General features: G+C 58.5%; 24 protein-coding genes. 15 read left to right on the top strand and 9 right to left on the bottom strand.

What is annotated here, in order from left to right; genetic code table 11:
* Position 1 precedes the first annotated feature (1 nt).
* Both NKI67_RS26440 and NKI67_RS26435 read right to left on the bottom strand, forming a co-directional pair.
* Entirely contained in the window at positions 2–316 is a 315-nt protein-coding gene (locus tag NKI67_RS26440) for a TrbC/VirB2 family type IV secretion system protein (protein WP_352647656.1), read from the bottom strand.
* Positions 317–328: 12 nt separating this feature from the next.
* The gene (locus NKI67_RS26435) at positions 329–982 is read right to left on the bottom strand and encodes a lytic transglycosylase domain-containing protein (protein ID WP_352647654.1); all 654 of its coding nucleotides are present in this window, start codon (positions 980–982) and stop codon (positions 329–331) included.
* An 87-nt stretch (positions 983–1069) separates the two neighbouring features.
* Here NKI67_RS26435 and NKI67_RS26430 point away from each other — a divergent pair, with 87 nt between their 5' ends.
* Genes NKI67_RS26430 through NKI67_RS26420 form a run of 3 tightly spaced genes read left to right on the top strand, consistent with a single transcriptional unit; the run spans position 1070 to position 2378 of the window.
* The gene (locus tag NKI67_RS26430; RefSeq protein WP_352647652.1) at positions 1070–1672 is read left to right on the top strand and encodes a hypothetical protein; all 603 of its coding nucleotides are present in this window, start codon (positions 1070–1072) and stop codon (positions 1670–1672) included.
* On the top strand, positions 1669–2217 hold the full coding sequence (locus tag NKI67_RS26425; protein ID WP_352647649.1) for a thermonuclease family protein: 549 nt from the start codon (positions 1669–1671) through the stop codon (positions 2215–2217). The genes NKI67_RS26430 and NKI67_RS26425 overlap by 4 nt, the downstream gene beginning before the upstream one ends.
* Complete coding sequence (locus NKI67_RS26420) at positions 2214–2378, top strand: hypothetical protein (RefSeq protein WP_352647647.1); 165 nt, start codon at positions 2214–2216, stop codon at positions 2376–2378. The genes NKI67_RS26425 and NKI67_RS26420 overlap by 4 nt, the downstream gene beginning before the upstream one ends.
* Here the strand turns inward: NKI67_RS26420 and NKI67_RS26415 are convergent.
* Positions 2375–2719, bottom strand: a complete 345-nt coding sequence (locus tag NKI67_RS26415) for a hypothetical protein (RefSeq protein ID WP_352647645.1) — start codon at positions 2717–2719, stop codon at positions 2375–2377. The two genes, NKI67_RS26420 and NKI67_RS26415, sit on opposite strands and share 4 nt — an antisense overlap.
* Before the next feature lie 344 nt (positions 2720–3063).
* On the opposite strand from NKI67_RS26415, the gene NKI67_RS26410 reads away from it, so the two are divergent.
* Both NKI67_RS26410 and NKI67_RS26405 read left to right on the top strand, forming a co-directional pair.
* A complete protein-coding gene (locus NKI67_RS26410) occupies positions 3064–4677 on the top strand; it encodes an RcgA family putative transporter (RefSeq protein WP_352647769.1) in 1614 nt (537 codons plus the stop codon).
* Positions 4667–5692 carry an alpha/beta hydrolase family protein gene (locus NKI67_RS26405; RefSeq protein WP_352647643.1) on the top strand — a complete coding sequence of 342 codons (1026 nt, stop codon included), beginning with the start codon at positions 4667–4669 and terminating at the stop codon, positions 5690–5692. Before NKI67_RS26410 ends, NKI67_RS26405 begins: the two co-directional genes overlap by 11 nt.
* A gap of 434 nt (positions 5693–6126) precedes the next feature.
* Here NKI67_RS26405 and NKI67_RS26400 read toward each other — a convergent pair whose 3' ends face one another.
* On the bottom strand, positions 6127–6633 hold the full coding sequence (locus NKI67_RS26400; RefSeq protein WP_352647641.1) for a helix-turn-helix domain-containing protein: 507 nt from the start codon (positions 6631–6633) through the stop codon (positions 6127–6129).
* 117 nt (positions 6634–6750) lie between these two features.
* Here NKI67_RS26400 and NKI67_RS26395 point away from each other — a divergent pair, with 117 nt between their 5' ends.
* The 5 genes from NKI67_RS26395 (at position 6751) to NKI67_RS26375 (ending at position 11181) form a co-directional block, all read left to right on the top strand.
* Positions 6751–7353, top strand: a complete 603-nt coding sequence (locus NKI67_RS26395) for a hypothetical protein (RefSeq protein WP_352647640.1) — start codon at positions 6751–6753, stop codon at positions 7351–7353.
* A 53-nt stretch (positions 7354–7406) separates the two neighbouring features.
* Positions 7407–7865 (top strand): hypothetical protein, encoded by a 459-nt coding sequence (locus NKI67_RS26390; RefSeq protein WP_352647638.1) that lies wholly within the window; start codon positions 7407–7409, stop codon positions 7863–7865.
* A gap of 581 nt (positions 7866–8446) precedes the next feature.
* Complete coding sequence (locus NKI67_RS26385; protein ID WP_352647636.1) at positions 8447–9529, top strand: MBL fold metallo-hydrolase; 1083 nt, start codon at positions 8447–8449, stop codon at positions 9527–9529.
* A gap of 2 nt (positions 9530–9531) precedes the next feature.
* The gene (locus NKI67_RS26380) at positions 9532–10371 is read left to right on the top strand and encodes a hypothetical protein (protein WP_352647634.1); all 840 of its coding nucleotides are present in this window, start codon (positions 9532–9534) and stop codon (positions 10369–10371) included.
* A 3-nt stretch (positions 10372–10374) separates the two neighbouring features.
* A complete protein-coding gene (locus NKI67_RS26375; protein ID WP_352647632.1) occupies positions 10375–11181 on the top strand; it encodes a ComEC/Rec2 family competence protein in 807 nt (268 codons plus the stop codon).
* A 131-nt stretch (positions 11182–11312) separates the two neighbouring features.
* On the opposite strand, the gene NKI67_RS26370 is transcribed toward NKI67_RS26375, so the two are convergent.
* Both NKI67_RS26370 and NKI67_RS26365 read right to left on the bottom strand, forming a co-directional pair.
* Positions 11313–12266, bottom strand: a complete 954-nt coding sequence (locus tag NKI67_RS26370; protein WP_352647630.1) for a toll/interleukin-1 receptor domain-containing protein — start codon at positions 12264–12266, stop codon at positions 11313–11315.
* Between the two features lie 143 nt (positions 12267–12409).
* Complete coding sequence (locus NKI67_RS26365; protein ID WP_352647627.1) at positions 12410–12868, bottom strand: hypothetical protein; 459 nt, start codon at positions 12866–12868, stop codon at positions 12410–12412.
* Positions 12869–13193: 325 nt separating this feature from the next.
* On the opposite strand from NKI67_RS26365, the gene NKI67_RS26360 reads away from it, so the two are divergent.
* The 3 genes from NKI67_RS26360 (at position 13194) to NKI67_RS26350 (ending at position 17866) form a co-directional block, all read left to right on the top strand.
* Positions 13194–14363 (top strand): T6SS phospholipase effector Tle1-like catalytic domain-containing protein, encoded by a 1170-nt coding sequence (locus tag NKI67_RS26360; protein WP_352647625.1) that lies wholly within the window; start codon positions 13194–13196, stop codon positions 14361–14363.
* Between the two features lie 121 nt (positions 14364–14484).
* A complete protein-coding gene (locus tag NKI67_RS26355; protein WP_352647623.1) occupies positions 14485–15345 on the top strand; it encodes an MBL fold metallo-hydrolase in 861 nt (286 codons plus the stop codon).
* Positions 15346–15589: 244 nt separating this feature from the next.
* Entirely contained in the window at positions 15590–17866 is a 2277-nt protein-coding gene (locus NKI67_RS26350; RefSeq protein ID WP_352647621.1) for a hybrid sensor histidine kinase/response regulator, read from the top strand.
* Between the two features lie 561 nt (positions 17867–18427).
* Here the strand turns inward: NKI67_RS26350 and NKI67_RS26345 are convergent.
* The 3 genes from NKI67_RS26345 to NKI67_RS26335 form a co-directional block, all read right to left on the bottom strand.
* A complete protein-coding gene (locus NKI67_RS26345; protein WP_352647619.1) occupies positions 18428–19888 on the bottom strand; it encodes an alpha/beta fold hydrolase in 1461 nt (486 codons plus the stop codon).
* Between the two features lie 344 nt (positions 19889–20232).
* A complete protein-coding gene (locus NKI67_RS26340; protein ID WP_352457236.1) occupies positions 20233–21177 on the bottom strand; it encodes an NAD(P)-dependent oxidoreductase in 945 nt (314 codons plus the stop codon).
* A 55-nt stretch (positions 21178–21232) separates the two neighbouring features.
* The gene (locus NKI67_RS26335; RefSeq protein ID WP_352647617.1) at positions 21233–23005 is read right to left on the bottom strand and encodes an adenylate/guanylate cyclase domain-containing protein; all 1773 of its coding nucleotides are present in this window, start codon (positions 23003–23005) and stop codon (positions 21233–21235) included.
* Positions 23006–23420: 415 nt separating this feature from the next.
* Here NKI67_RS26335 and NKI67_RS26330 point away from each other — a divergent pair, with 415 nt between their 5' ends.
* On the top strand, positions 23421–23780 hold the full coding sequence (locus tag NKI67_RS26330; protein ID WP_352647614.1) for a phytochelatin synthase family protein: 360 nt from the start codon (positions 23421–23423) through the stop codon (positions 23778–23780).
* Complete coding sequence (locus NKI67_RS26325; protein WP_352647610.1) at positions 23777–24145, top strand: phytochelatin synthase family protein; 369 nt, start codon at positions 23777–23779, stop codon at positions 24143–24145. Before NKI67_RS26330 ends, NKI67_RS26325 begins: the two co-directional genes overlap by 4 nt.
* Positions 24146–24751: the final 606 nt, after the last annotated feature.

The following is a 24751-nucleotide window of genomic DNA, read 5'->3' as shown; positions in this document are numbered from 1 at the left end:
CTCAGCTGCCTCCGGCGGTCGCGCGAACCGCATCCACAAGCTGGGCGGCGCCGAAGATCAGAGCGATGCCAATGATGATGGAGAATGCCATCATCCATGCCAGCCGGCCTGTCATGGCAAGGAAGCCGAGAAAACAGACCGCGATGATGGCGAACGAACGCGCTATGTTGCCCTGCAGAACTCCGACGAACCACTCCAGCACATTTTCGACTGGCGCTGCCGACTGGGCATACGCAGTGGCTGGCGCGAGCGCTATTCCGACCGCTGAGGCCAAGGCCAGTTTCAGGGCAAATATGCCGGCTTTCCTGTATTGCACCCTTGGCTCCTTTCAGTTGCCGAAATCCATGACATGACCATCCTGCCAAGCGTCCTCGCTTGCTGGCGGCGCGGCCGCGAGCGTCTCGGATTTGCTCAGCGCGGACTTCTTGACCACACCGCCGAACTTCCAGCGATTCAGTATTTTCACGATGTATTCCGCCGTCTCCGGATTCACCGGAATGCCCTGCGCCTTGTAGACGCTCTTGGGCCCGGCGTTGTAGGCCGCAAGCATCAGCAGCGGATCCCCGAATTCGTCATACAGTGACTTCAGATAACGAAGGCCAGCCCGGACATTTGCCTGTGTATCGCAACGGTCGCTCACCCCTAGATCGGCCGCCGTACCCGGCATCAGCTGCATGATTCCCAGGGCTCCGGCCTTTGAGGGACCCTGACTGGCGCCGAGATCGCTTTCGGCCCATGCAATTGTCTCGGCCAGATCGGCGTCGAACCCTTCCTCTTGCGCGATTGAACGCACAAGTTGGGAGACCTCAGCACGATTTGCGTTCTTACACGCTCCGGGCCTTTGCGCCCCGACCGCGGCAAGGGCTTGCGCCGGCGTTGCAAAGGCGATTGCCACGCGGTCTGATGCCAGGTCCCGGCCGTGCGCTTGCAACGGCCACGTGGCGCAAAAGAGGGTGAGCAGAAGAGCGAATCGAGTGTTCATACTGTCGCCAAGATTTAACACTTTACTATGGCTACACGCGGCCCTAGTAAAGTGTCAACGCGATATCGATCACAAGGACGAATTTCGATGAAACAGACGGCCCTTTGCACGGTCTTGCTGCTCCAGGGCACCGTGGCTTATGCTGCCGGCGCCGACGCCCCGAGCGCCTTCGCGCAACCCTCGGAGCACTACCTGCTCCAGTTTGCGAAGCCGGGCGAAAAGGTGTTCGTCTATGAACGCTACGATGGGAAAGGCGCGCTGTTTCAGCGCGATGCGGCCGCTCTCATCGGGCGGGTTAAGGTGCCGTCGGCGACCGAGCGCGTCGTCAACGGCGTGACGTATCGACTGCGCGGCCTTACCGGCTGCCCAAAACCGAAGATTGCGTACAAGACGCAGCTGTGGGACTGCACGAAAGCCGCGCAGGACTATGAAGAGGCAATCTACAACGATCGTGCAGCGGTCGTGCTTTGCAAAACACTTGTGCTGCAAAGCAAGAAGGGCGAGCCCGACGCTGTGTCGTGTTTCTCTCTCGTGGGTGCGGGAAATGCAAACGACCCGTACAACGTCGCCTACGACGACGACGAAATGGTTTTTTTCCACATGGCGGCGATCGGACGCAACAAGGACGGCAAGTCGCTGCGCCCCGATCTGGAGCATTCCGCCGACCTCGGTGGACAGTTCCAGGAATGAAAAAGGCGAGCTTCGCAGTGCTGGCGGCATTTGGTTTGTGTGCATCGGCACAGGCCCAGGATGCGTCGGAGTCTGCCGTGCCAACGCCCCTCGCAGTATCGAAATCGGCTCAACTGCTGACCGGAGATACCTGGCGTGACGGAGATCACCTTTTCCGCCTCTATGGCGTCCAGTCATGTCTTCGAGGCACATCAGCCGAAGAGCCAAATGGGAACAAAATCGATTGCGGGAACACCTCGCTGGCGCATCTGGCAGCGCTGTTTGATAGCGCGGCGGTTACGTGCCAGCCAATCGGCTACGCCCTGGACAAAGCGGTTTTTGTCGTGTGCGGTGCGCAGCTCAATGGCGCAACAATTGACGTTGGCACCGCGCTCATAGCGACCGGATACGCGTTTGCCGCAACGACAGCGAAGGGCAAAGCCGTCAATGAGAACTACCTCGTCGCGGAAATCAACGCTAAGATGAAACGTGCGGGTTTGTGGGGCACGACGTTTCAGCATCCTGTGCAGTTGCTGCTAAACAAGCGGTCGGAGAGACAACAATGAAGCACGACGATGATGCGCACAAATATTACTATCCCGTGGAAGGACGCACCGACGGCGCCATTGGCGATGCTATCGCTCTCATCGCGATCATCTTGGTGCCGGCGGGAATCTATGCGGCCTGGAATACCGTGGCCTCATGGATTTCAGCGCTCTTCTCCTAGGACTGCAGTTTCGCGAAAGTACCGAGCAACGCGCGAAAATCGTCGACATCAACCTCGCACCAGTCGTTCCCCAACAACCGCCGGAAATAAGCTGCCTTCATTTTCATCTCAACGACATCAGCCACCGGCGCAGCGGCCGCGCGCCGACGCGCGATAGCCTCTTCCGCCATCACCGAATCCAATCGCCGGCCGATCAGGGTCGCGTCCGGCCCTTCGGCTCTCATCCAGCGCCTGCCGAGACGTTCAACCATGGCAACTGCATGACGATGCGCCGCGAGCAGATTCGCGACCCCATCGGCCTCTTCCATCACTCCGTTATTACAGACCACTTGAATGGGCATCGACCGGCTCCATGCGAATGACAATTCGTAAATGATACCTGGGGAGGCGAGAAAAATCGGAATGGGTTCATCCCTCCGCTTCTCAGGCTCCCGAAGCCCTGGCTTCCCCTAATGTTCGTTCATGAGGTCACACTACCCTGCCACCAGACAAACGTTTCGGTTGGCCGGCGGTTTGCGAAACATCTCCCACGCAACTAACGTGTTCAGCCTCTCCAGCGGGTCACCCGTCATTCGATCTCTCCCGTGCCGGCCAAGATCGAGTTGATAAAAACGTTGATTGAGGACGAAGGCACGATAGGATACGAAGCCTAGCGAAACGGAACGAAACTAGAGCCTATAAGTTGTTGTTTAAGAACGGAAAGTTGTTTCTCCCTCCGCCGAGAGACGGGAGTGATTTCAAAGAATTATTCAAACGACTGGCGGCGGCGGGTGCGGGTCGACTGTTGGACAAAGACGGGTTTCCTGCTGGCCCATGGACGCCCGAACTCCTTGCAGAGGCGATTTCACTGATTGATTCCAACCGGGTTGGGGTCGATCTGCGAACGGTGCAGCTTTGGTTTCAAGAGAACGAGAAGGGAATTAGCACTGCCAACATTCGTTGGCTGGCGAGGATTTTTGGATGCGATGATGCGGTCGCAACTAGCGAATGGCAGATGGAGCTAGGTGAGGCGCAATCGCGGTTATCGGCCAAGAGACGAGAATGGAAGAGAGCCGGAAGCAGCGTTGCGCAGGAGATTCCAGATACGGCAGTGACTGCGACCATCGATGACGCGACAGACTCCCCGGTAGAGCTGATACTGGATACTGACCCCAAGGGGCCGAGCCGGCGCTTTAGTTTGGCAAGGGAATCGGAGGCATTTTTTAGTCGCGGATCTCCCCTGAATCTACCGGCGACGGTGTTTGCGGGCGTCACCGCTCTTGGGTTTTTGTCGTATCTTACGGGGATTCACAGCGTGACGTATGGCCGGGCGGATGGCGTCGTCAAGCAGGTTGGGTTTCTTTGGACAGCGAATTGGACATTCGTCTTCATGGTATTTTTGCCACTGTTTTTTGCCTTCGTGACCGAGCTGGTGACCTTTTGGAAAGATGAAGGCCGCCCAAAGCTTGTGGTGCAGGGCGACAAGATGGAAAGCGACGATGCCTGGGCACGCACCGTACAAGCTTCTTCGTATTCATATTGGGCGGTTTTTTTGATTTGTGTGGTGTTCGCCGGTCTTCTTCAGTGGATCGGCGTGTCTTTAATCCCGTTGCTCAAAGGGGGTGGCAACTATGCGACGGATTGGGGCTCGTTAGCGATTGTGCGCCCTGAGGTTATATCGGTGCCGGAAGCGGTCGTGTTCACGGGGCTCGCTTACCTGTATATGTGCCTCTGTTTTTATCTGTTCTTCGTAGGCCTGATTTTGCTTTATACGGTGATCCATGATCTTTGGAGTATTGGAGAAGCAGCGAGTAATCGGCCGGAGGTGGACTATCAACACGAGCTACATGAAGCCAGCATCAGGGTTATGCGTGCGATTTTTCGGTGTACTGTTTTGGGACTTTTGATCGCCATAGTCATGAAGCTCCAGAGTGCTTACCTGACATCGCGTGGAGAGAATATTGTGTCTTGGTTGGTCGGCGATATGTCTTCCGCCTTTTATGGGCGCAATGATGTGAGCGCCGGGATCATCTACCGTAGGCCGACTCATTACAGTAGCCTTCTTATCGCTATTTCGACCTGTGTGGTATTTGTGTACGGCTCCATCCGTTTAGGTGTCGAACGTCGGTTTTGTATGCCTTTGTGGAGGATCTCAGCGATCGTAGCGTTACTCGTGGCTGGCTACTTGCTGATCGATGCATTTGCTGGCTTTTCGATCCTTCTGGGCGTTGGAGTGCTGTTCGCGATATACGGCCTGTTTGATCCAAGGTTGGGGCGAGGGCAAGCGAGTAAGTTAGGAAACAATCAGAGTGTATCATAGTTGGCTTGATCGTTGGGATGAGCGGCGGGCGCGACGCGGTGAGGAAGGTAAGAAACCATCGGATTTCGCCCTTGACGCGGAACTCGCCTTTCCAGGTGCGAAGAAGATAACAAGTATCGAGGAATTCTGTGCCCTTGCGGACCAGGCCGTGGCCGATCCAGCCTTTTTCGATGACCCGAATCTGAGTGATCAGGGGTTTGAAAGGCTAGATGGGTGGCTCAAATTTCCATCGGACATTTCTACTGATATCGAACAGAACAATGTCGTCTCGGCGAAAATCACAGAAAGCGGGTCGTTCGATCAGGCGATGGTGATTTTTCACCATTGGAATGCAAGCTCCCGGAATCGTCAGATTGCCAACTTCTTCTCCCAGCGTGGCACCGCGGTTGTCGAGATTGCTATGCCTTATCACTTCGAACGCAGCCGTCCCGGCTCCGTGCACGCCGACTATATGCTTAGCCCTAGTCTCGGTCGAACGATCCAAGCTGTAAGGCAAGCAGTGTTGGATGGGCGAAAACTCATACGTTGGTTGAAGATCGAAGGCTATCGAGAGATTTCGGTTCTCGGTATGAGCTTAGGCTCCTGGGTTGCGGGGGTGGTCGCGGCGCACGATCCGGCTGTATCAAAAGCCTCGTTGTTTCTGACGGCCGGGAGTCTGGCGGATATGGTTTGGACGGGTCGCGCGACACGATTGATACGTGATAGCCTTGAGCCTGAGATTGAGCTGACCGATCTCAGAAGGGCCTGGGGTCCACTTAACTTGGAGAATTATGCACATAGTTTGGCGCGGCCTGATCTCGATCTTCATGTTGTGTTGGCTAAGAGAGACAAAGTGGTTTTGCCAGAGCTATCGGAGAGGTTCATGCAGAGGCTGAACGACGCCGGAGCTAGGCCAAATATTTTGAAATTAAACTGTGGTCACTATTCGCTCGCCATGCCGCCTTACATTTTGTTGGCCGGTTTGAGCTTGAAACGGTTTCTGTCGCGTGCTGACAAGTCGGCCCGGCGAGCATGAGTTTGGCTTTGGCCGGTCAGTTCATCAGCAAATTCTCTGGCAGGCATCACGACACAAAAGTGATGAATGTGGGGTCGCCACCTACCGGGACCGACCCCTGGAAGTGGGCCGACAAAGGCGCGGGCAGGACACCGGCAGTCGAAAAGGCCACGACACCCTTCTTCTCTACGCGCGCCGGCAGGTTTGACGGCTTGTTCTCATATGGTTTCGACCGTCAAGGGAAAGCTCTTCATCAGTAGCATTCCCCGGCGCCGGCACAGTCATCCATGTCAAAGTCCCGTTATCATCCCCGCCGCTAACAGCCGACGATGACGCCAGCGGCCCGACAGCCGCGGCGGGGGGCGCTAGTCGGCCGCAGGGCCTGACCGGCAGGGGCATAGGAGCGGCGCCGGCCGGCGCGAATTATAGGCCCTTTAGGAACACTCGTGGGGCGGCTAGGTGTCGGCTCTGCCAGGCGGGATCTTTTCGGAAAAGAGGAAGGTCGTTGGATCAAGTTTCAACGCCTTGGCGATCGCGGCAATCGTGTCCACGCTGACGTTGCCGCTCGCCCGTTCCAGTTTCGTGAAAGTCGCCTCCGCCACACCGATGAGTTCGGCCATCTCATAGCGGTGCAAAGTACGTCTTTGCCGCTCAAAATCGATGATGTGCGCCAGCCGCTTGCGGATCGCATTGTCGTCCAACCGATGCGCCCATTCCGGAACTTTCTTACCGCCGGCGAGCATTCCTGCAAAAGACAATTGCAAGCCGTTTGCCATAACCTGCAGCGTCGTCAATGTGACATTATTTTTCTGACGCACAGTCTGAATGTAGGTTCGATAGGCCAGTTTTTCGCCCTCGGCGGTCCGAAACAGTTCCGCCATGTGCATATGGGATAGGCCGCGTTTGGCTCTCTCCCGCTCAAGCGTCAGAGCAATGTTGGCGCGCAACGGGTTGTTGACCACGCCTCCGTCGTCTCGTTTCATAAATCGATGTAGTCGCACAAACCTGCCTTTTCGACCTGTCCTTTTTCGCGCGGATCATCCATAGTAAACTGTCAAATCTGCAGCGAGGAAAAGGCTATGACCATACTCAAATTCCTACTGGGGGGTGCCGTCGCCATCGCGGGCGCCGCAGCTCTTCCATCCCAATCAAAAGCGTCGGAATGGGGCTGTCAGGTCCTCCTATGTCTTTCCGGCGAATGGCAAGGCACCCCCTCGTGCCACCCGCCAATTTACAAGTTGATTGCGGCGATGGAAGCCCCGGGTTTTAATTGGCCGACCTGTCCGCAAGCCAACTCCAGCGCGGCGAGATTTGAGAAGTATGAGGATTGTCCGTCTGGCTGGCAAGCAGTTGGCAGCTCCGAATCCGATCGGCCGGGCTTAGGTCAAGAACGAAACATCTGCCGCATCGCGGCCGGTAGGCTCTCCTTGCCCGTCGTTTTCAAAAACAACGCCCTCGGCAGACATCATGGAGACGGATCACGTCAGGTCCAAATCGAAATCGACGGTAAGGTGGTGACGGCAAAAATCCAGACCGCGGGGAACGATCGAGGGCATTCCCTTGGTAATGGCCCCACCTACTACACCATCCCTCGACCGATGCGCGGAAAGCCCTGGTTCATCGAGTATGATGACGCGAACGGCATGCGCCAGAAAAGCTGGTTCGATCTCAACATGCCATAAGCCAGGAGATCACCAGGCCAAAACCCAAGAGCCACAATTCAGGGAGGTTTGTAGTGTTCAAGGCGCTTCTCCTATCCACAGTGATTGTGAACACAGGCGCAGTGTTGACGGCGGCTGCTCAGAGCGACAAGCCGCGATCAAGCGTGGACAATCCTATGTGGCCCGCTTCACTGAAGTGGGACTGCAAGACCGCTGCCAAGATTGTATGCGAGCGTGATGGCGGTTGCTCAGTGACTGAGGAACGCTCTGGATTTGTGCTGAACTACGGCAGCAACGAAGCCGAATTCTCAGCTGGCAATGTCAGGATCAAGCGCCACTATCAACAGACCGTGCAGGCAAGCCCTTTGCAGCAGGAAGTTAAAGTCGAACTGGCCGACAATCGCGTTCTTTGGCTGACGGCCGTGGACGCCAGCCGCACTTATTCGGAAGCGTGGGTCGGCGCACTGAGCGAGTTGAAGGGTGGCGCGGTACTGATGCAATCCGAGGGGGTATATTGCATGCCGCACAAGTGAGTGCGCCGAGAGGGGAAAGGTAGCGAAGGCCGATGGTCTGGCCTCAACCGCCAGCCACTGGCGGTTCAGAAAAGCCCCGGGGACAATCGTCGGACCCTTGCTGCTGAGGCGCTTCGGAAGGGCCGGCTGGGGAGTATTCCGCTGCACCGCTAGGCCGATCCTTCGAAAATCGCGGCGGTCATCGTTCACCTGCTTTCCGAGTATGCCAGCATGTCTTCGGCTAGATCTTTTACGGTTCCATCACTGAAAGTGCACCGTGCGATGGCAAGCGCGGTGCCAGTAAGCGTCCTCGCGAGCTTGACACGCTGATGTACGGGCTTGCCAGTGCTCAGGTGCGCCAAACACTCATTCTCGGATGAGGCAAATTACTGAAGCGCTACCGTCGGGCAGGCGGGGCGAAGATCGGAAGCAGCTTAGCCGCTCCTGCATCGTGGGCGTAGCTACCCAACGTGGTTTCTACTTCGAAAAATCTGTATAGGGGCTCTTGTAACCGAGAGCATCAAGTCACATCTGACGACAAAACTTTGCGACTGAAGGAATTTCCAGTAATTCAATGCACCCGGAGGGGAGGGGACCAACAAGTGGCTGACTATTTTGAAATCGATTTTCTTGGCGTAGAAACCAAGAAGAGCGGCGACGCGATTGCGCTTCGCTACGAAAAAGACGGTGCAACGTTCATCCACGTCGTTGATGGCGGCTATGCCACCACCGGTGAAACCCTGCGCAACCATGTGCTGGCACACTACGACAATCCCAAATTCATCGACCATGTAGTTGCCACGCACAATGATGGCGACCACGCCCGCGGCCTGGTGGCGGTCCTTGAGCATTTTGAGGTCGGCGTCCTGTGGATGCTCCGGCCATGGATGTATGCGGACGAGCTTATTGGACGGTTCGAGACCTACACCAGCATCGATCGTTTGCGGTCCACTCTGCGGTCGGCCTACGCCAACTTGGCTGCGCTTGAGGATATCGCGGTCAAGAAGGGCATAGAGATCCGCGAGCCCTTCCAGGGCGCGTGGATCGGCGCATTCCACGTGATGGCGCCGACCCGGGCACGGTTTCTCGCTCTGATCGTCACGTCCAACAAAACGCCGGAGGCCAAGGCCGAGGAGGTTACGGGCGGCGGGATCTTCACGACGCTTCTCGAGAAAGCGATCACGGCCGTCGCACTGATCAGGGCTGCGTGGGGGGCCGAAGCGTTCCCGGCAGAGGACACCAGCAACGAAAACGAGATGAGCGTGGTGCAGTACGCGGAGATGTGCGGCGAGAAGATCTTGCTTACGGCGGACACCGGCCGGGACGGATTGGCGGAAGTCATTGATTATGCGCCTGCTGCAGGGCTCTCGCTCCCTGGCATCAGTCGCTTTCAGGTCCCGCATCACGGCGGGCGCCGCAACCTCACGACTGATTTGCTGGATAAGATCCTAGGTCCACGCCTCGAAAACCCTCCTGCGCAGGGCCATTTCACGGCGATCATCAGCTCGGCAAAAGAAGACGAGGATCATCCGCGAAAGGTGGTCATGCGCGCCGCGATCCACCGCGGCGCGAACCTGCACATGACCGAGGGCAGAGACATCCGTTCCTCCTCCGCCGGTGCACCCGCCCGGAGTGGATGGAATGCGCTCACGCCCGCAAGCTATCCTGACGAGTACGAGGAATAGCCATGGCGATTCCTCTCACCACTGACATCGCGCAGATGTTCGACGGCTATGGTCGCCAGGCCCGACTGTTCCCGGGCCTGCTGACGATCTTTCCGCCTTTGCTGGCAGTCATGGCTTGGTTTCCCTGGCTGATCGTGTCGAGTGTCGCAGCAACTTTGCTCACGATTGCGACGTCATGCGGCCTGCTCTACGCGCTCGGGTCATGGGCCCGAACCAAGGGGCGACGGATCGAGCCTGGACTGCGCAGGCGGTGGGGCGGATGGCCTACGACCATCCTGCTGCGGCACACTAGCGAGCTCGACGTGCATACCCGCCGTCGCTATCACGCCTTCCTGGGCGCTGCCGTGCCGAACATTCCGGTTTTCCCGACCGCCGAACAGGAGGCGGCAGATCCCGCCGCCGCCAATGCCGTTTACGATTCGGCCGTGATTTGGCTCAAGGAACGGGCGAGGGGGAAGGAGTTCGCAATGGTGAACCGCGAAAATGCCCAATACGGCTTTCGCCGCAACCTGCGCGGGCTCAAGCCGATCGGCATCACCGCCTGTGCCATCACCCTGCTGGCTTCACTAGGCGCCATCATCTACAGCAACCCCGGCTTCATTGACCTCGTGCAGGCGCACGCATGGCGTTCAGCGATCGCAATCCTGACCCCGCTGGGTCCGGCGGTGCTGTCCGCCATGGTAGTGAACGCGTTTGCGATACTGATCTGGATCTTCGTGGTCACGAACCGCTGGGTATGGGAGGCTGGAATCCAGTACGCCACGGCCTTGCTCTCGACCTGTGACAAAGTCCAGCTGCAGCAAACGCCTGCGGTACGGAATGCCGCGAGCACGGGCAACTGAGTCATGGACCTCAGGATTTTCGATGTCGAGCACGGACAGTGCTCGCATATCGTCACCAGCACCAACAGGCACATCCTGATTGATGCCGGCCACAACTCAAGCACCAATTGGCGGCCTTCGACCTATCTTCCGCGCCGGGGCATCTCCCACATCGACAAACTCATCATTTCGAATTTCGATGAGGACCATGCGAGCGACCTGCACAACCTGGTGGAGACCGTCAGCATAGGAACGCTGATGAAAAATCCCTCGGTGTCGCCGCACAACCTCCGGCAACTCAAGGAAATCGGTGGCATAGGCCGAGGCATTGATGCGCTCGCGGATTTGATGGCGAGGTACACTGCGTCCGTCAGCAGCAATATCGACTACGGCGACTTCAAGATCCGCAGCTTCTGGAACCGTTATCCGGCCGAATTCGAGGATGAGAACAACCTCAGCCTGGTCTCGATCATTGAAAGCCATGGCATAAGGATTTGTTTTCCGGGCGATATGGAAGTTGCTGGGTGGGAGCGTCTGTTGGCTCGCGAAAGCTTCCGCGCGGCCATGGGCGAGGTCGACATCTTGGTCGCCTCCCACCATGGCAGACGCAACGGATGCAGCGAGCGCCTTTTCGATGAGACAGGCCTCTCCCCGTACTTTGCTGTCATCTCCGGCAGGGAATACGCATCGCAGGACACCGTGCGCTGGTACCGCCATCGTTGCCGCGGATTCGAGCTGAACGGGGAACGACGGCATGTCCTAACCACGCGAAGGGATGATCGGGTCCGGATACAAACAAGCCCGCAAGGGGCAGTAGTCGACGTGTTCTGACCTGTGGCAGGACAATATATCCTTCGTGTCGTTTCGCTTTGCAAAACGGAAGCGCCCCGATCTGTCTCGCGGCGCCCGTGAAACGCTCCAGTTGATATCCTGCGCAGCCCGCCCCTTCGCAAGCGGGAATATTACCATGAAGGCGCTAGCCGCGACGTGAAGCGATGCCACAGATAGTCTGCGGCCTGTTCAGCTGTCATCCGTTTCACGTTGATTGACCTTTCGAATTCGGACAGTCCCATTGCCATCGTCGCTGCGAAATGCAGGCCGTCTTCTTGGTCGATCGTCAAAAGCTCGTTGAAGCTGTTGTCGTTGCTGCGTAGGCCCTCGGAGAACTGAATGCCGTTGTCCGAGAAGGGACCGCCCATCCAAACCCTGCACGCACATTTGCTGCCGCCGTCGACGAAAAGCTCCGCGCGGAAGTCGGTGGTAACGGCCTGAAAATCGGTCTCGATGCGCGGATCTTGCTGAGCAAGGTTGAGATTCTTTTCGAACAACGCCCGGATGATTTCAAAGCCCTCTCGGATGAAGCGCCGTTTTTCGGCGTCGGTAGGAATTCGTTTGAGGTTCGGGAGGATAGTCGTCAGGCGCGACCCGCCCGCGCTGTCCTGTCTGTCAGGTCCCGGGAAATCCTTATGTGGGACACTTCCGGCGAGGCCCGGAAAGTTCGGTCGAGTTAGAGGCTTCGCACGGTTGCTATCGATACCGGCCAGCAAGGTTGCCCGAGCCGTTTCTTCTGGCATGTCGATGATACGGATTTGAACGAGCGACGTCAGGAGACCAATCGGTTGGCAAGGGCGCACCAGTACAGGAACCAGCTTACGGTTCAGCCCCTGTGGGTCGCTTGTAAAGGCCGCAGCCCATTCCGGAGAGGTGAACTGCGATTTCAGGTAGTCGGGTGACAAGACCAGAATTGTGCGGACTGCTTCCGCGGCCGCCCGTTGCATCTCGAGCACAAAGTTGCTTCCCGGCCGGAAATCCCAAGCCTGGATGGTGACAGTTAATCCGGCCTCCTCGAGCACGTAACCAATCCATTCGGCCCAAGCCGTATCGGCATGCGTATAGCTGATGAAGAAGTCAGTCATGATGATTCCAGCCTATTCTCGGGCGACTCATAGAAGCATGGATTGCGGGTAATGCGAGAGATCCCATCGCGTTCGTCGGGGCACGGGTTCAGGGGGTCCAAACCCTAAAAGGACAATGTGGCGCTGCTCTTAACCTCAAGGGATTATGGAGGGCCACGAGTGCTGTGAGCGGCGTCCTTGGTCCGCTTTCGCAAACGTCGCGCGCGGTAGCGTTCGCTCTCAACAAAAGTATGCTCATGGGTGCGGAGCTTCGAAACCAACGCCTGCAAATTAGGGCTTTTGTCGATCGAATTCAAAATGCCGTCGATGCTGTGTTGGAGGAACTTACCGCTTCGACCGGCAAGAATTCCGTCGGCCTCGATCCCACAGGCGATCTCCGTAAGGTTCAGGACTTCCGCTAAATGATCCTCTTGGTCGTCAGGAGAGGCTTTATCAAAGGCCCTCCACTCCTCCCGCATCGATTGGACGACCGCAAGATAGATAGCGGCTGACGTGGCACGACGGTTCGCCCTGGCTTCCCAGAATGAGAATAACAACGTTACCACTGCGACAGGAAGGCCCGCGATGGTAATCACGTCAGCGATGGTCTGAATTTGGCTCAAGCTAGAAAGCTCTATGAGCGCTTCTTATCCCCCGACGCACCACCACCGGCGCCGGTTTGTGTAGCGCCGGCGTTGTCGGTGCTCGAGCCAGACGGTTTCGAGCCCCACTGGTCGAGGCGATCAGTCACCCTGGCGTTCGATGTTGTCCTGGTCGTATGTGCATCGCCGATTTTAGTGGTTGATAGGTTCGAAGGCTTTTTCTCTTTGTTTCACATTTAAGCCTCTGTTTTCGCGAGTTGGGTGTAAAGTTTTTCCAGGGCTACAGCGCCGAGTCGCCATTTAATAAATGCTAGACTAGCACAGCTTTTTCAGCAGAGCAGGGGACATGGGCAATCCAAAGCGTCTTGCGGTTTTTCTCGACGGCACCTGGAATACGGTCGGAGACAACACCAACGTCTGGCGCCTGAAGTCTCTTTGTGATCCCGATGATCCGGCACAACTGGTCTACTACAGCACGGGCGTAGGTACGCAACTCGGGGAGAAAATCCGTGGTGGCCTGTTCGGCCTTGGGATCGACCATGAAATTTCCGAAGCCTACGAATGGTTAGTCGATCACTACAATAAGGGAGACAAGCTCTACATTTTTGGTTTTAGCCGCGGCGCCTACACCGCCCGGAGCTTGTCCGGGCTCATATCCAAATGTGGACTGCTCAAACCGGGCTCTCCAATCTCCATAAGGCAGCTCTACGATCGCTATCGGCGGCGAACCGACAAGACGATTCGTGAACTGCTTCAGGTTCTCGAGCGGGCAGGAGGAGATGCGACCGCTGTCCAACTCGAGGAGCGCTGGCTTCTGCGGTATTCCAATCCGATCAATATTGATTTTGTTGGCATCTGGGACACCGTGGGCTCCCTCGGAGTGCCGATCGGCGCAAAGCGCAATATTGCGAAATACAGGTTTCTTGATACGCATCTCAGGCTCAGCAACCTCAATGCTTATCATGCGCTGGCGATCGATGAGCATCGCGCTTCATTTGCGCCGACGCTCTGGACCAGGACGGTGGCGGCCGGTGCTTCCAATCCAGCACCAGCTCGAGCGATCGAGAACGTGGAACAGCGATGGTTTGTGGGTGCGCATGCCAACATTGGCGGGGGTTACCCAAGTGATCTGCTGGCCCAGATTCCATTGAAGTGGCTGATGGCCAAGGCCGAGTTCCATGGACTCAAATTCCGATCGCAGGTCGATGTAGACCAGGGCAATGCTCTCCCAACAGTTGCCGACTCCTACGCCGGCTTTCTTGGTGGAATTTATCGCTATTTTACAAAGCCCTATAATCGGCCGATAGGCGCACCGCCGCTTGCGGGCAGCGACGCCACGACTTCAACGATCAATGAGACGATCGACGGCAGTGTTTTCGACCGTTGGCGCGCGCAGCTTACCTACAGACCCAAGAATTTGCAGGACTGGGCCGCCAGAACAGGTGTTGATCCGGCAACCATCAACCGCTCAGTGCCGGCGGCTGACCCGCTTCGTGGCGAGCCTATTCCTAGGTAAGCATTTATTCGCGGCTCAGGCGGCACAGAGCTTTGCTCTTGGCGGTCTGCAGCGCTGGAATGATGCACGAAGAGAGGGTTTTTTGTAAGCCGCTACACGCTAAAGTAGCATAATCTATCTTATGGAACTATTGCAAATTCGTCTGCCCAGCGGTTTCTCTGCGACCGGCGCTCGACATATAAGGCCACAACAGCGGCGTCCAAGACATCCGGCGGAAATCGTCGCGCCAGACGCCATCCTCGCTGAATGGGCACACATTGAGAAGCGGTTGGGCGGCAGCGGCGGCACCATAGAGGCAAAATGCAACATCCCGCTTATCCAAAGCGAGAACGACCTAATCCTCGTCGACATCGGCGGGGGCGGTAAATTCCAGCCAACGGAGGGACAACTGGAAACCGCACTTTCGGCCGCAGGACACAACCCTGCCGCCGTCACCAAGGTGCTGCTCACCCACGCGCATCCAGATCATCTGTGGGGCATGCTAGGCTCCACGGGCAAGCTGCGCTTTCCGAATGCCACCTACTACATCGGCGCAGCGGAGTGGGACTTCTGGATGACCCCGGACTACGCGTCCTCCATGCTCGAAGTGCTACATCCGTTCGCGCAAGGCTTGCAACGGGATCTTTCCGCGATCCGCGAGCGTGTAATGACCGTGAAGGATAAGGACGAAGTCTTACCGGGTATTCATGCGATAGCCACGCCGGGACATACTCCCGGACATTTCTCCTATGCGCTTACCGGATCTGAGACGCTTGTCGTGACCGGAGACGTCGTTACCAACGAGATCGTTTCGTTCGAGGATCCGGCCTGGCGCTTCGGCAATGACACCGACAAGCAAGCCGCTATCGCCAGTCGCCAACGCTTTGTCGACCGGTCGGCGACAGATCGCTTCCGGCTCCTTGGCTACCATTTCGCCTATCCTGGGCTTGGCGCGGTCGAGAGAATCGGCAGTGCATTTCATTTTGTCGCGAATGCGCAATGAAGGCGATCAACTTTCGGAAGGCTCCTGAAGTCCTGGCGCTTACATCGTCGTTCCCGAAGGTCTGCATTCCGGCGTGTAACCAAACGTCGGCAACTGGCGCTCCTTGTCCTGCTGGTGCAAGCGTTTCCCCACCCCCGCACCGTACTGCGGTCGGATTCAGGCATCTTGCCGGAACTCACGATAACCGTCATCCTTGCCAGCCCGACGGCCAGCGTTCCGACCGGCCGTCACGGAGTGCCCGCCCTTGCAAGAAGACGACGCCGGAAACGCATTCCACGAGGCGATCCTCGCTTCGGTGGTTCGCTCATCGCTCGACTGCGTGATCGTCATGGACGAAGCCGGATTGGTTGTTGAATTCAACCCGGCGGCCGAGAAGACCTTCGGCTATTCGCGCGCTGAAGCGGTCGGCAGCCAGATCTCGGAGCTCATCGTCCCGCCGCATCTGCGCAAGGCGCACGCAAACGGGCTTGCGGCCTATCTTGCGGGTGGCATCCCGCTGTTGCTCGGGCGTCGTACAGAGCAGACTGCCATGCGAGCGAACGGCACCGAGTTTCCGGTGGAACTCACGATCACCGAAGCCCGGAGCGGCAAACGTCGTTTCTTCACGGCGAGCTTGCGCGACCTATCGCAGCGCCACGCTGCCGACGCCGCTCTGCGTGCCAGCGAAGCCCGATTGGCGGCGTTTATGAAGCATGCTCCCGTAGGCATGTACCTGAAGGATACCGACGGGCGCTATCTGGTCGCCAATCCGGAAATGGGAAAGGTCTTCGGCCGGCCGGCCGAGAGCGCAATCGGATTAAGCGCGGCCGACATTTTCGGGCCCCAGGAAGCCGCGATGATCGCGGAAAACGATCGCCGCGTCCTGGAATCAGGACAGGCGATTGCAATTGAGGAATTCCTAAGCAACGCGGCCGACTATGCCTGGAGCCTTGTCGTCCGCTTTCCCGTTCTGGGAGCCGATCGGCAGCAGGCGCGCATCGGCGGCTTCGATATCGACATAACCGAGCAGAAGCGCGCAGCCGAGCGCCTGCAGCAAAGCGAGCGGCGCTTCCGAGACCTCACGCACCATCATCCGGTTCCGGTCGTGTTCATAGACTCGCGAACGAGGCAGCTGATTAACGCCAATCCCGCCTTCCGCGAGATCATGGGCATAGGCCCGGAGGACGAGGACAGCTTCCGGCAGCACCGCTGGTTCGCCACACGGGAAGACTATCGGCGCCTCAAAGCCCTGTCACGTCAGCAGCCGCGCGCCGACGGCGTGGAGGCTCAACTTCGGCGTCTGGACGGCTCCACGTTTCCCGTGTCGCTGAGTTGGCGCCACATCGAGATGGACGACCGACCGGTGATCGTCGGCAGCATTCTTGATCTCACCGCAACCAAGGCGGCTGAAGCCGAACTGGCGCGGTCGCGCGAGGCATTGGCTCAGAGCGAGCGGCTCAACGCACTTGGTTCGCTGCTTGCCGGCGTTTCGCACGAACTCAACAACCCCTTGGCGGTCGTCGTCGCACAGGCCCAGTTGCTGGAAGAATTTCTAGGCGGAACCGCCCACGCACAGCGGGCCGGCAAGATCAGACTCGCCGCCGAGCGCTGCGCGCGCATCGTGAAGACCTTCCTGGCAATGGCGCGACAACGCCAGCCGGAGCGCCGCAGTATCGACGTCAACGATCTGATCCGCGCAGTTCTCGATATCGCCGGCTACGGTTTGCGCACGGCAGGCATCGAGGTGCAATGCCGGCTCGCCGAGGGCCTGCCGGCTCTGGAAGTCGACCCTGACCAGATGCATCAGGTGTTCTACAACCTGATCGTCAACGCGCAACACGCCCTGCAGGAGATACCGGCACCGCGGCGGATCGAGATCGAAACGTCGCTTGAAGGCAATGACCTCCAGATCGTGATCGCCGACAATGGCCCCGGTGTGCCCGCCGAGATCCGGAATCGCATTTTCGATCCGTTTTTTACCACCAAGGCTCAGGGTGCGGGCACCGGGATCGGGCTCGCCTTCTCGCTCAGCGTGGTGCAGTCGCACAATGGACGGCTGGCCCTGCTTGACCGTGCGGACGGCGCGCATTTCCGGTTGCTGTTGCCGGTGGAGGCCTGCACTTCGTCAGATTCAGTCGAAGGTGTTGCGGCGCACTCGGTCGCGGGCATCGGGTGTACCGCCCTTGTGGTCGATGACGAGCGGGAAGTTGGAGAAACGATGGCAGAACTACTAGAGGCTGAAGGTTTTGCCGTCAGGATCGTCGAGGACGGCGCCGGCGCCAAGGCAGCGCTGATGAGTGCTGTTTTCGATGTGATCTTTTGCGATCTGCGGATGCCGAACATCGACGGCCCCGCCTTGTTCGACTGGGCCTGTCAGGCAACCCCGGGCATAGCGGAGCGATTCGTTTTCGTTACCGGGGACACGCTCGGCGGCGCTGCGGCGCGCTTCCTTGAACGGGCCGGTCGACCAGTTGTCGAGAAGCCATTTTCGCGCGATTCTATCCGCCGGGCACTAAGCTCGTTGGGAGACGTTCCGCGCTAGCCAACGACCCTCTTTGCGCGCTGGCGCCTTCGGACAACACCGCAGCGTCAGCGAACACGCATCGCAGTCCAGCTTGCTCGCGCAATACCGCATAAAGGCTTTTTCTTCGACACTGCGTTGGCGCATGGGCTCGGATTATATCGCGATGGAGCGTCCTACGTCTCAATCGGGTCGACTCAAAGCCGTAGCGCGAAGGTCAGGTTTGGAGAAGCGCCGGGAATGGCAGCTCCTGGCGCTACCCGGGCGGCGGGCGATTCAGCTGCTCTGAAGGCCGAGGTGAGCGTCAAAGGGCCGACTCGGGTCAGTGCTTGCCTTAGAAGTTCTCCGAACGAAGGGCAGAGAAGGGTCGGAACGTTGCCATTCGTCTCATCGATGGGAACGAGCAAGTGGCGCCATTTCTTGACGTTCCCCGGTCCTCCGAAGCCGACCTTCGCGCTCCGGCTGGAGTCGACCCTTCTCTGCCCTTGGGTCGAGAAAGCTCTCGGACAAGTCGTGCCCCATTTCGGAAGTTTGTTTGTGCCACAACGCCAGCCCCAACGATCTGGAAAACCGATCGTAACGCTACGCGACCCGGTTATGCAGAGCCAAGAAGGCAGCCGTTTCCTCGAAGAACTGGTCGAAGGCGGGAGTGCCTTCAATGAGCACGTGGTTATTTCCCTGCATTTCGACAAACATCGCCCCCGGAATGAGCTTGGCCATCAGGTGGCCCTCCTCGATCGGCGCGACGCGATCGCCCACGCAATGCAGCACGAGCGTTGGGACTTGGACTCTCTTTGCCAACTCGGTCGCGTCAACTTCGCTGTTCATTTCCCAAAGTCGCAGCGCGGCTTCGGGGCTCGTGGCAATGCGCTGCAGTTCGTCAAAGCTCGCCACAATTTCCTGTGGGGCGTCGGGGATGAACGTCGAAGTAAAGAAGTGCCTGAAAACGGGATTCGGCGAGCCCCAGCCGTTGCGGATCATCATCGCCCCGGCTTCATATAGCTTCCTTTGATCGAGATCCGGTCGCATTAGCCGGCCTCGGAGAAATCCGCCCAGCAGGATGAGGCATGTCACCTGCTCCGGGTGCTCCACAGCATAACGCACGGAAAAGGCGCAGCCTTGCGAAATGCCGAGGAGCGCGAACCGATCCAGCTGTGCAGCGGTCGCGACTGCGGACATGTCGCCGGCCATTGCATCTTCCGATACTGTCTCAACCTCCCAGTCCGAGAGGCCGTTTCCGCGTTGGTCGAACCGCACGAGGTGGCAAAGCTTCGCGAACTTCGCGAGAATCGGACGCCAAATGGGTGTGTGCCATTCATACTCAATATGGTTCAGCCAGTTCGGACCCTTCAGCACAGGCGCTCCCTGGCCAATGCTGGCCCAAGCGATCTGCGCGCCGTCCGACGCCGTCGCAAACTGCACCCGCTGATGCAGCGCCGCTTCGACCGGTCTCGTCGTCTGCGGCGACGCGTCGGGCGTCCAATGCCAGACACGAATAGGTCGGGAGATGTTCTTCACCCGCTGGTTGCCCATATCACGGAAGGGCACCTGGATCCGATCCGCGACTGCCTGATGCACAATGTCCGACACGCACACGCCGCCCGGCTTGGCGAGCCCCTCAAGCCGGGAGGCCACGTTTACACCGTCGCCGAGGACGTCTCCGTCCTCGAAAATGACGTCACCGAGATTGATCCCAACACGGTAAAGGATTCGGCTGTTCTCAGGTTCACCAGTGTTTCGCTCTGCCATCGACCGCTGGATTTCGACAGCGCCCTCAACCGCCTCAACGCTCGCGAACTCTACGAGCAGGCCGTCGCCCGTGGTCTTGACGATATTGCCCCCATGCGCCGCGATCCTGGGCCTGACGACCTCACCAATATATACCTTCAGGCGCGCAAGCGTGCCGGCTTCGTCCACCTCCATCATCCGGCTGTAGCCGGAGACATCCGCGGCAAGGATCGCCGCAAGCTTCCGCTCGCTAAGGTCGGCCAAGTCAACCATACCGCAGCGTACGGGTCTGGCAGCCCTTTTGTCGAGCTGCATTCCTAGCCACCCGCTTCGATCTGCTGCAGCGTTGAGCTTCCGAGGAACGCACGAGATCAATCGAGCTTCAAACCCATGGCCAGATGTCCGTTCATCGCGCGCCAATTGAGAACACAGCCGGCACTACCGCATTCCATACCAAATGAGCCCTACCGTACCGAATGAGAATAGAAATCACGGTGAGGTCGACTTGCGGCTCGATCGCGCCATTAACGGACTAAGAGTGGATTCTTAGCCCGCACTTAGGGTCCGTACAGAAATTTTCGAATCGATTAGGTTCATTAGGCCGCGGCAATTGGCCGAATCCCGTCAAGGAACTGAAGCAGTTATTGCCATACGGGCCCTTAGTAGCCCCGCTCAAGATTTACGAGATTGGTGATGTCATTGCCCAACTTGATCTGCTCGCACAGACCTGCCACCTGCGCTATGCCCGAATCGACCCAATAGCTTGCCACATGTGGTGTGATGGTCACCTTCGGATGGGCCCATAGCGGACTCGCCTGGTCGAGCGGTTCCGAGGTAAAAACATCGAGGCAGGCGCCTGACAGTTGCCCAGCGTCAATGGCGTGCAGAAGTGCAGCTTCGTCGACGTGTGCTCCGCGTCCGACATTAACGAGGTAGGCGCCGCGCTTCATCAGACGGAAAGTTTCGGAATTAAGTATTCCTCGAGTTTCGGTGGTCAGCGGCAGCGCGCACACGACGAAGTCTCGTTCAGCCAAGGCCTCCTTAAGCGCCGGGGCACCAGCGTAACAGGCCACATCGGCGATTTGCTTAGGGTTGCGGGACCATGCCGCCGTGCGATATCCCAGCTCGGCGAAGAGTCGCGCGGCCCATCCACCGATACGCCCAGCCCCAAGGATAACGATGCGGGTCTCGCTGGTCTTCCGTGGCGCGATCGGGCGCCATCTCTTCTGGGTCTGTTGGAGAGCATATTCAACGACATGGCGTTGCCGGCACAGTACTCTGAGAACAATGTACTGCACAACCTCAGAGGCAAGTTCGCGGGTCGCCAAACGTACGACGCCAACGCCCGCAGGCAGCTCACCCAGTTGCAAGCCGTCTATGCCCGCCCCGAGATAGGCAACTGCACGCAATCGCGTCATACCTTCAAAAAACCTGCGCGGCGTACCCTTATCGATCAGCACCAAGTCAATGTCGCCGGGATCGCCGTGATGGGGCCATAACCGGAAGTCGAGGCCCGAAACGCGCGCCTTGAGAGATCGCGCCCACTCCCCCGCGTCGATATAGTCGGGGTAATCATTCACCATCAGTAAAGTGAGTGCTTTCACCACTACCTCCTAAACACTCTGTTCGACGTACATCAGCCGGAATGGATCGAAGCGGCTATCCGGGCACGCCAGCCATGCGCATCGCCTCTGCGAAGTGATCACGATCTTCTTGACGACGGAATGGGTTGTTGTCGAGCAGAAGCTGAATGCATCCTTTGGCTGCTTGCTCAACGCCCCCCGGCCTTGCTTTCAGCCTCGCTACTGCTTTTTCCGCCCATAGCTTTGCCTCGGCAAGCCTATCAAGCTTGGCAAGTATAGCTGCGCCGAAAAAAGTCGAATCGATAAAGTAGTCGGGGACTCTGATCCGCGCGGCTAGGGCCTCGGGATACCGCCTTGCGGTAAATAGGGCAGTCGCCTGAAAGGCGATATACCAATCGGGGTATCGTGGATTGAGACGCATTGCCGCTTCGCCGCAGGCAACCGCCTTTTCCCCTTCTCCATACATTGCGAGCATGTAGCTGGCATTGGCGAGGCTGTCGGCATCGTTAGGGTTGAGCATGATGGCGCGATCCACATGTTTCTTCATGCGCTCATAGTCGCCCCGATAGAGGCAAGGCCATGCCAGCGCGATGTGGGCTTGATAATCGGCTTCATCGAGCGCGAGGGCCCGTTTGGCGCAATCAAAGGCCATGTCATAAGCGCCTCTACCTTCTGCCGCAATTAGCAAATCAAGCGCTTCCATCTGGTAGGTCACCGCTAAACCGGAATAGGCGCGCGAAAAGCTTGGGTCTGTGGCAGCAGCCTTTTCGAAGTGTTGGCGCGCTTCAAGATTGTTCTGACCCACCGTCCACAAGAGATGTTTGCCGCGCAACCAATGGTCATAGGCGATGAGGTTTTCAGGGTGCTTACGCTTAGCGCGTTCCAAGGAATCGTCTTCGAGGCCCACCGCCAGCATGCCCACGATCCTCTGGGTTATCTCGTCCTGAACCGCAAACATATCGGCAATTTCTCGATCATAGCGCTCCGCCCAGATGTGGCTGCCGGTCTCAGCGTCGATGAGCTGCGCGGTTATGCGCAGACGATTCCCGGCGCGACGAACGCTTCCCTCGAGTACATAGGTCACGCCCAAGTCGCGTGCCACGTCGGGGATCTTCATCGTCCGTCCCTTGTAGGTGAACGAGGAATTGCGGGCGAGGACGGACAGCGACCGAAAGCGCGAAAGTTCGGTAATGATGTCCTCTGTGATGCCGTCGGAGAAGTACTCCTGCTCTGGATCGCCGCTCATATTGACAAACGGCAAGACGGCGACCCACGGCTTATCGGGTAGCGACAGTGCGCGACGCACCAAGGCAGAGGTATCGGCTGGGCGCACTCGGCAAACGCGCACCAGCTGCTCGATGTTCTTCAGCGCCTGCTCGCCCATATCCTCGAACTGCAGATCGAGCCGGTTGCCCAGGTGGTCACGCACTGTGCCCGACACCGCTATGCCACCGGCCGGCGCGACGCTCTCAAGCCTAGCCGCAATATTCACTCCGTCTCCGAAGATGTCCTCGCCCTCGACGATGACATCGCCCAGGTTGACCCCGATCCGCAGTCGGATCGCGCGGTCCTCTGGCATGTCGGCGTTGCGCGCCTCCAGCCGCCGCTGGATGTCGACCGCACAGGCAACGGCGTTAACAACGCTGGGGAACTCAGCCAGAACCCCATCGCCGGTCGCCTTGAAAATCCTACCCATGTGTTCGGCGATCTTTGGATCGACCAGCTCGGCCCGCAGCGCCCTCAGCGTAGTCAGCGTGCCCATCTCGTCATGGCCCATGAGCCGGCTGTAACCGACCACATCGGCAGCGAGTATGGCGGCCAAACGGCGCTGCACGGCGCTCTCGACCACGCTCGGACTCCTCCCACGTGTGACGGCTCCGCTTTGGAGCCCAATCAACTACACAATACCAGCGCCTTATGTCAGGGCAATCGGGCGCTCGGATATGACCCCTCCCATCGGCAAGCCATTAGAAGCTACGACACGTACGGGCGGAATGACAGCTCAGGGTCAGATCGCGTCATGCGACGCTCGCAACTGAACGACCGCCAAAAGGGTCGAACTCGGTCGTTCAGAGCGATTTGGATGGTTTTGGCGGCGAGAGCAGCCGGCCATGAAGAGATCCCGAACTTTGAACGAAGTTGTCGGCCGGGCGCGCCTGATACGGCCCCTCCTCTCGAACCCGACCTTCGACCCTGAAACGGGGATGGTGATACACGCCCGTCCTTCTGGTATAGTGGCACGATCACCCAGCGGAGACGTTGCCATGTCTAAGCACTTCGTTCATGGGGCAGTGGTCGCATTGGGGCTGTTCGTCACCAGCGCAAGCGCCGAAACCCTGAAGCTTCCTGACAATCTGGCCGGCTTTAGTTCTGATATTGGCGAAAACTACTTCGTCGAAAGCGATGCACGGGAGGCCTATTTCCCTCTCGCAAGCAACTTTCTGACGCAGAAGACACAGTCCTATTGCGGTGTCGCCAGCATCGTCATGGTGCTGAACGCGCTCAATGTACCGGCGCCTTCGGTTCCGGAGTACGAGCCATATCGCACTTTCACGCAGGACAATGTCCTCGATGAACGAACGGACGCCATTCTCGCCCGAGATGTTTGGCGAAGAAAGGTATGACCCTCGATCAGATCGGTGGAATTCTTGCGACGCAGCCGGTCAAGGCAGAAGTCCATCATGCCGCCGACAGCTCAGTCGACGAGTTCCGCAAGCTGGCGAGTTCCCATCTCGGCCAGTCGAACCATTTCGTGATCGTCAACTACCTCCGCAAGGCAATCGGACAGGAGAAGGGCGGCCATATCTCGCCGCTAGCAGCCTATGATGGGAAATCAGACCGCTTCCTCATCCTTGATGTCGCACGATATAAATACCCTCCAGTGTGGGTGAAGACATCTGAGCTTTTCGATGCCATGAACACCCAGGACTCCCACAACGAGAACAAGACCCGCGGCTTCGTCCTGGTATCGGCGGCTTCTGTTCAATAGTGATCACCGCCTTCAACGCGATCATCCAGTCTGTGAGCGAGGGGTCACGCGCATTGATGCGGGGCCCCACAAACCATCCCGCCCCCGCCCGCCGATGAACCCGGTGGGTGCCGACCCGGCATGCGCTCGCCCCGGCGGCGGTGGTCTCACACGCTGGCGTTCTAGGGTCAAACTCTACCAACTGGCTGCCGCCAATGGCCGAGATGGATGGTTTGTTGCTGTTCGCCTCGTCCACTGGAACGAGTAAGGTGCGCCAGTAGCAGGCAGTCAAACGTGTGTTCTGGAATGACTGCAATTGGCGCGACCGCGCCCGTTGAACGCGCTGCCCCTTCCACCAACTAACGGCCAAGGCTATTCCCGCCGAACCGAGGGCGTGTCATATAGCGTAGCACGCTCCAGCTCGCTGAGCAGGGCCTCGGCCTCTCTGACGTCGGCGGTTTCGGAACCCTCGGTGAACCAGTCGCGAACGGGTGTCAGAAAACTGTGGGCTTTCTCCCCGGCGCCTCGCTCTGCCCACAGGCGTGGGGGGGGGGGGGGGGGGGGGGGGGGGGGGGGGGGGGGGGGGGGGGGGGGGGGGGGGGGGGGGGGGGGGGGGGGGGGGGGGGG

Origin of the sequence: Mesorhizobium sp. M0408 (genome assembly GCF_040321495.1) — a bacterium.
GTDB lineage: Bacteria > Pseudomonadota > Alphaproteobacteria > Rhizobiales > Rhizobiaceae > Mesorhizobium.
The sequence above is the reverse complement of the archived record's forward strand: the minus strand, read 5'-3'. Positions and strand labels throughout refer to the sequence as shown.

Bases quoted from the DNA above. Each gene is read 5' to 3' on its own strand.
- NKI67_RS26435 (WP_352647654.1), bottom strand. From the start codon at position 982: ATGAACACTCGATTCGCTCTTCTGCTCACCCTCTTTTGCGCCACGTGG.
- NKI67_RS26430 (WP_352647652.1), top strand. From the start codon at position 1,070: ATGAAACAGACGGCCCTTTGCACGGTCTTGCTGCTCCAGGGCACCGTG.
- NKI67_RS26425 (WP_352647649.1), top strand. From the start codon at position 1,669: ATGAAAAAGGCGAGCTTCGCAGTGCTGGCGGCATTTGGTTTGTGTGCA.
- NKI67_RS26420 (WP_352647647.1), top strand. From the start codon at position 2,214: ATGAAGCACGACGATGATGCGCACAAATATTACTATCCCGTGGAAGGA.
- NKI67_RS26415 (WP_352647645.1), bottom strand. From the start codon at position 2,719: ATGCCCATTCAAGTGGTCTGTAATAACGGAGTGATGGAAGAGGCCGAT.
- NKI67_RS26395 (WP_352647640.1), top strand. From the start codon at position 6,751: ATGACCATACTCAAATTCCTACTGGGGGGTGCCGTCGCCATCGCGGGC.
- NKI67_RS26380 (WP_352647634.1), top strand. From the start codon at position 9,532: ATGGCGATTCCTCTCACCACTGACATCGCGCAGATGTTCGACGGCTAT.
- NKI67_RS26375 (WP_352647632.1), top strand. From the start codon at position 10,375: ATGGACCTCAGGATTTTCGATGTCGAGCACGGACAGTGCTCGCATATC.
- NKI67_RS26370 (WP_352647630.1), bottom strand. From the start codon at position 12,266: ATGACTGACTTCTTCATCAGCTATACGCATGCCGATACGGCTTGGGCC.
- NKI67_RS26360 (WP_352647625.1), top strand. From the start codon at position 13,194: ATGGGCAATCCAAAGCGTCTTGCGGTTTTTCTCGACGGCACCTGGAAT.
- NKI67_RS26355 (WP_352647623.1), top strand. From the start codon at position 14,485: ATGGAACTATTGCAAATTCGTCTGCCCAGCGGTTTCTCTGCGACCGGC.
- NKI67_RS26345 (WP_352647619.1), bottom strand. From the start codon at position 19,888: ATGCAGCTCGACAAAAGGGCTGCCAGACCCGTACGCTGCGGTATGGTT.
- NKI67_RS26330 (WP_352647614.1), top strand. From the start codon at position 23,421: ATGTCTAAGCACTTCGTTCATGGGGCAGTGGTCGCATTGGGGCTGTTC.
- NKI67_RS26325 (WP_352647610.1), top strand. From the start codon at position 23,777: ATGACCCTCGATCAGATCGGTGGAATTCTTGCGACGCAGCCGGTCAAG.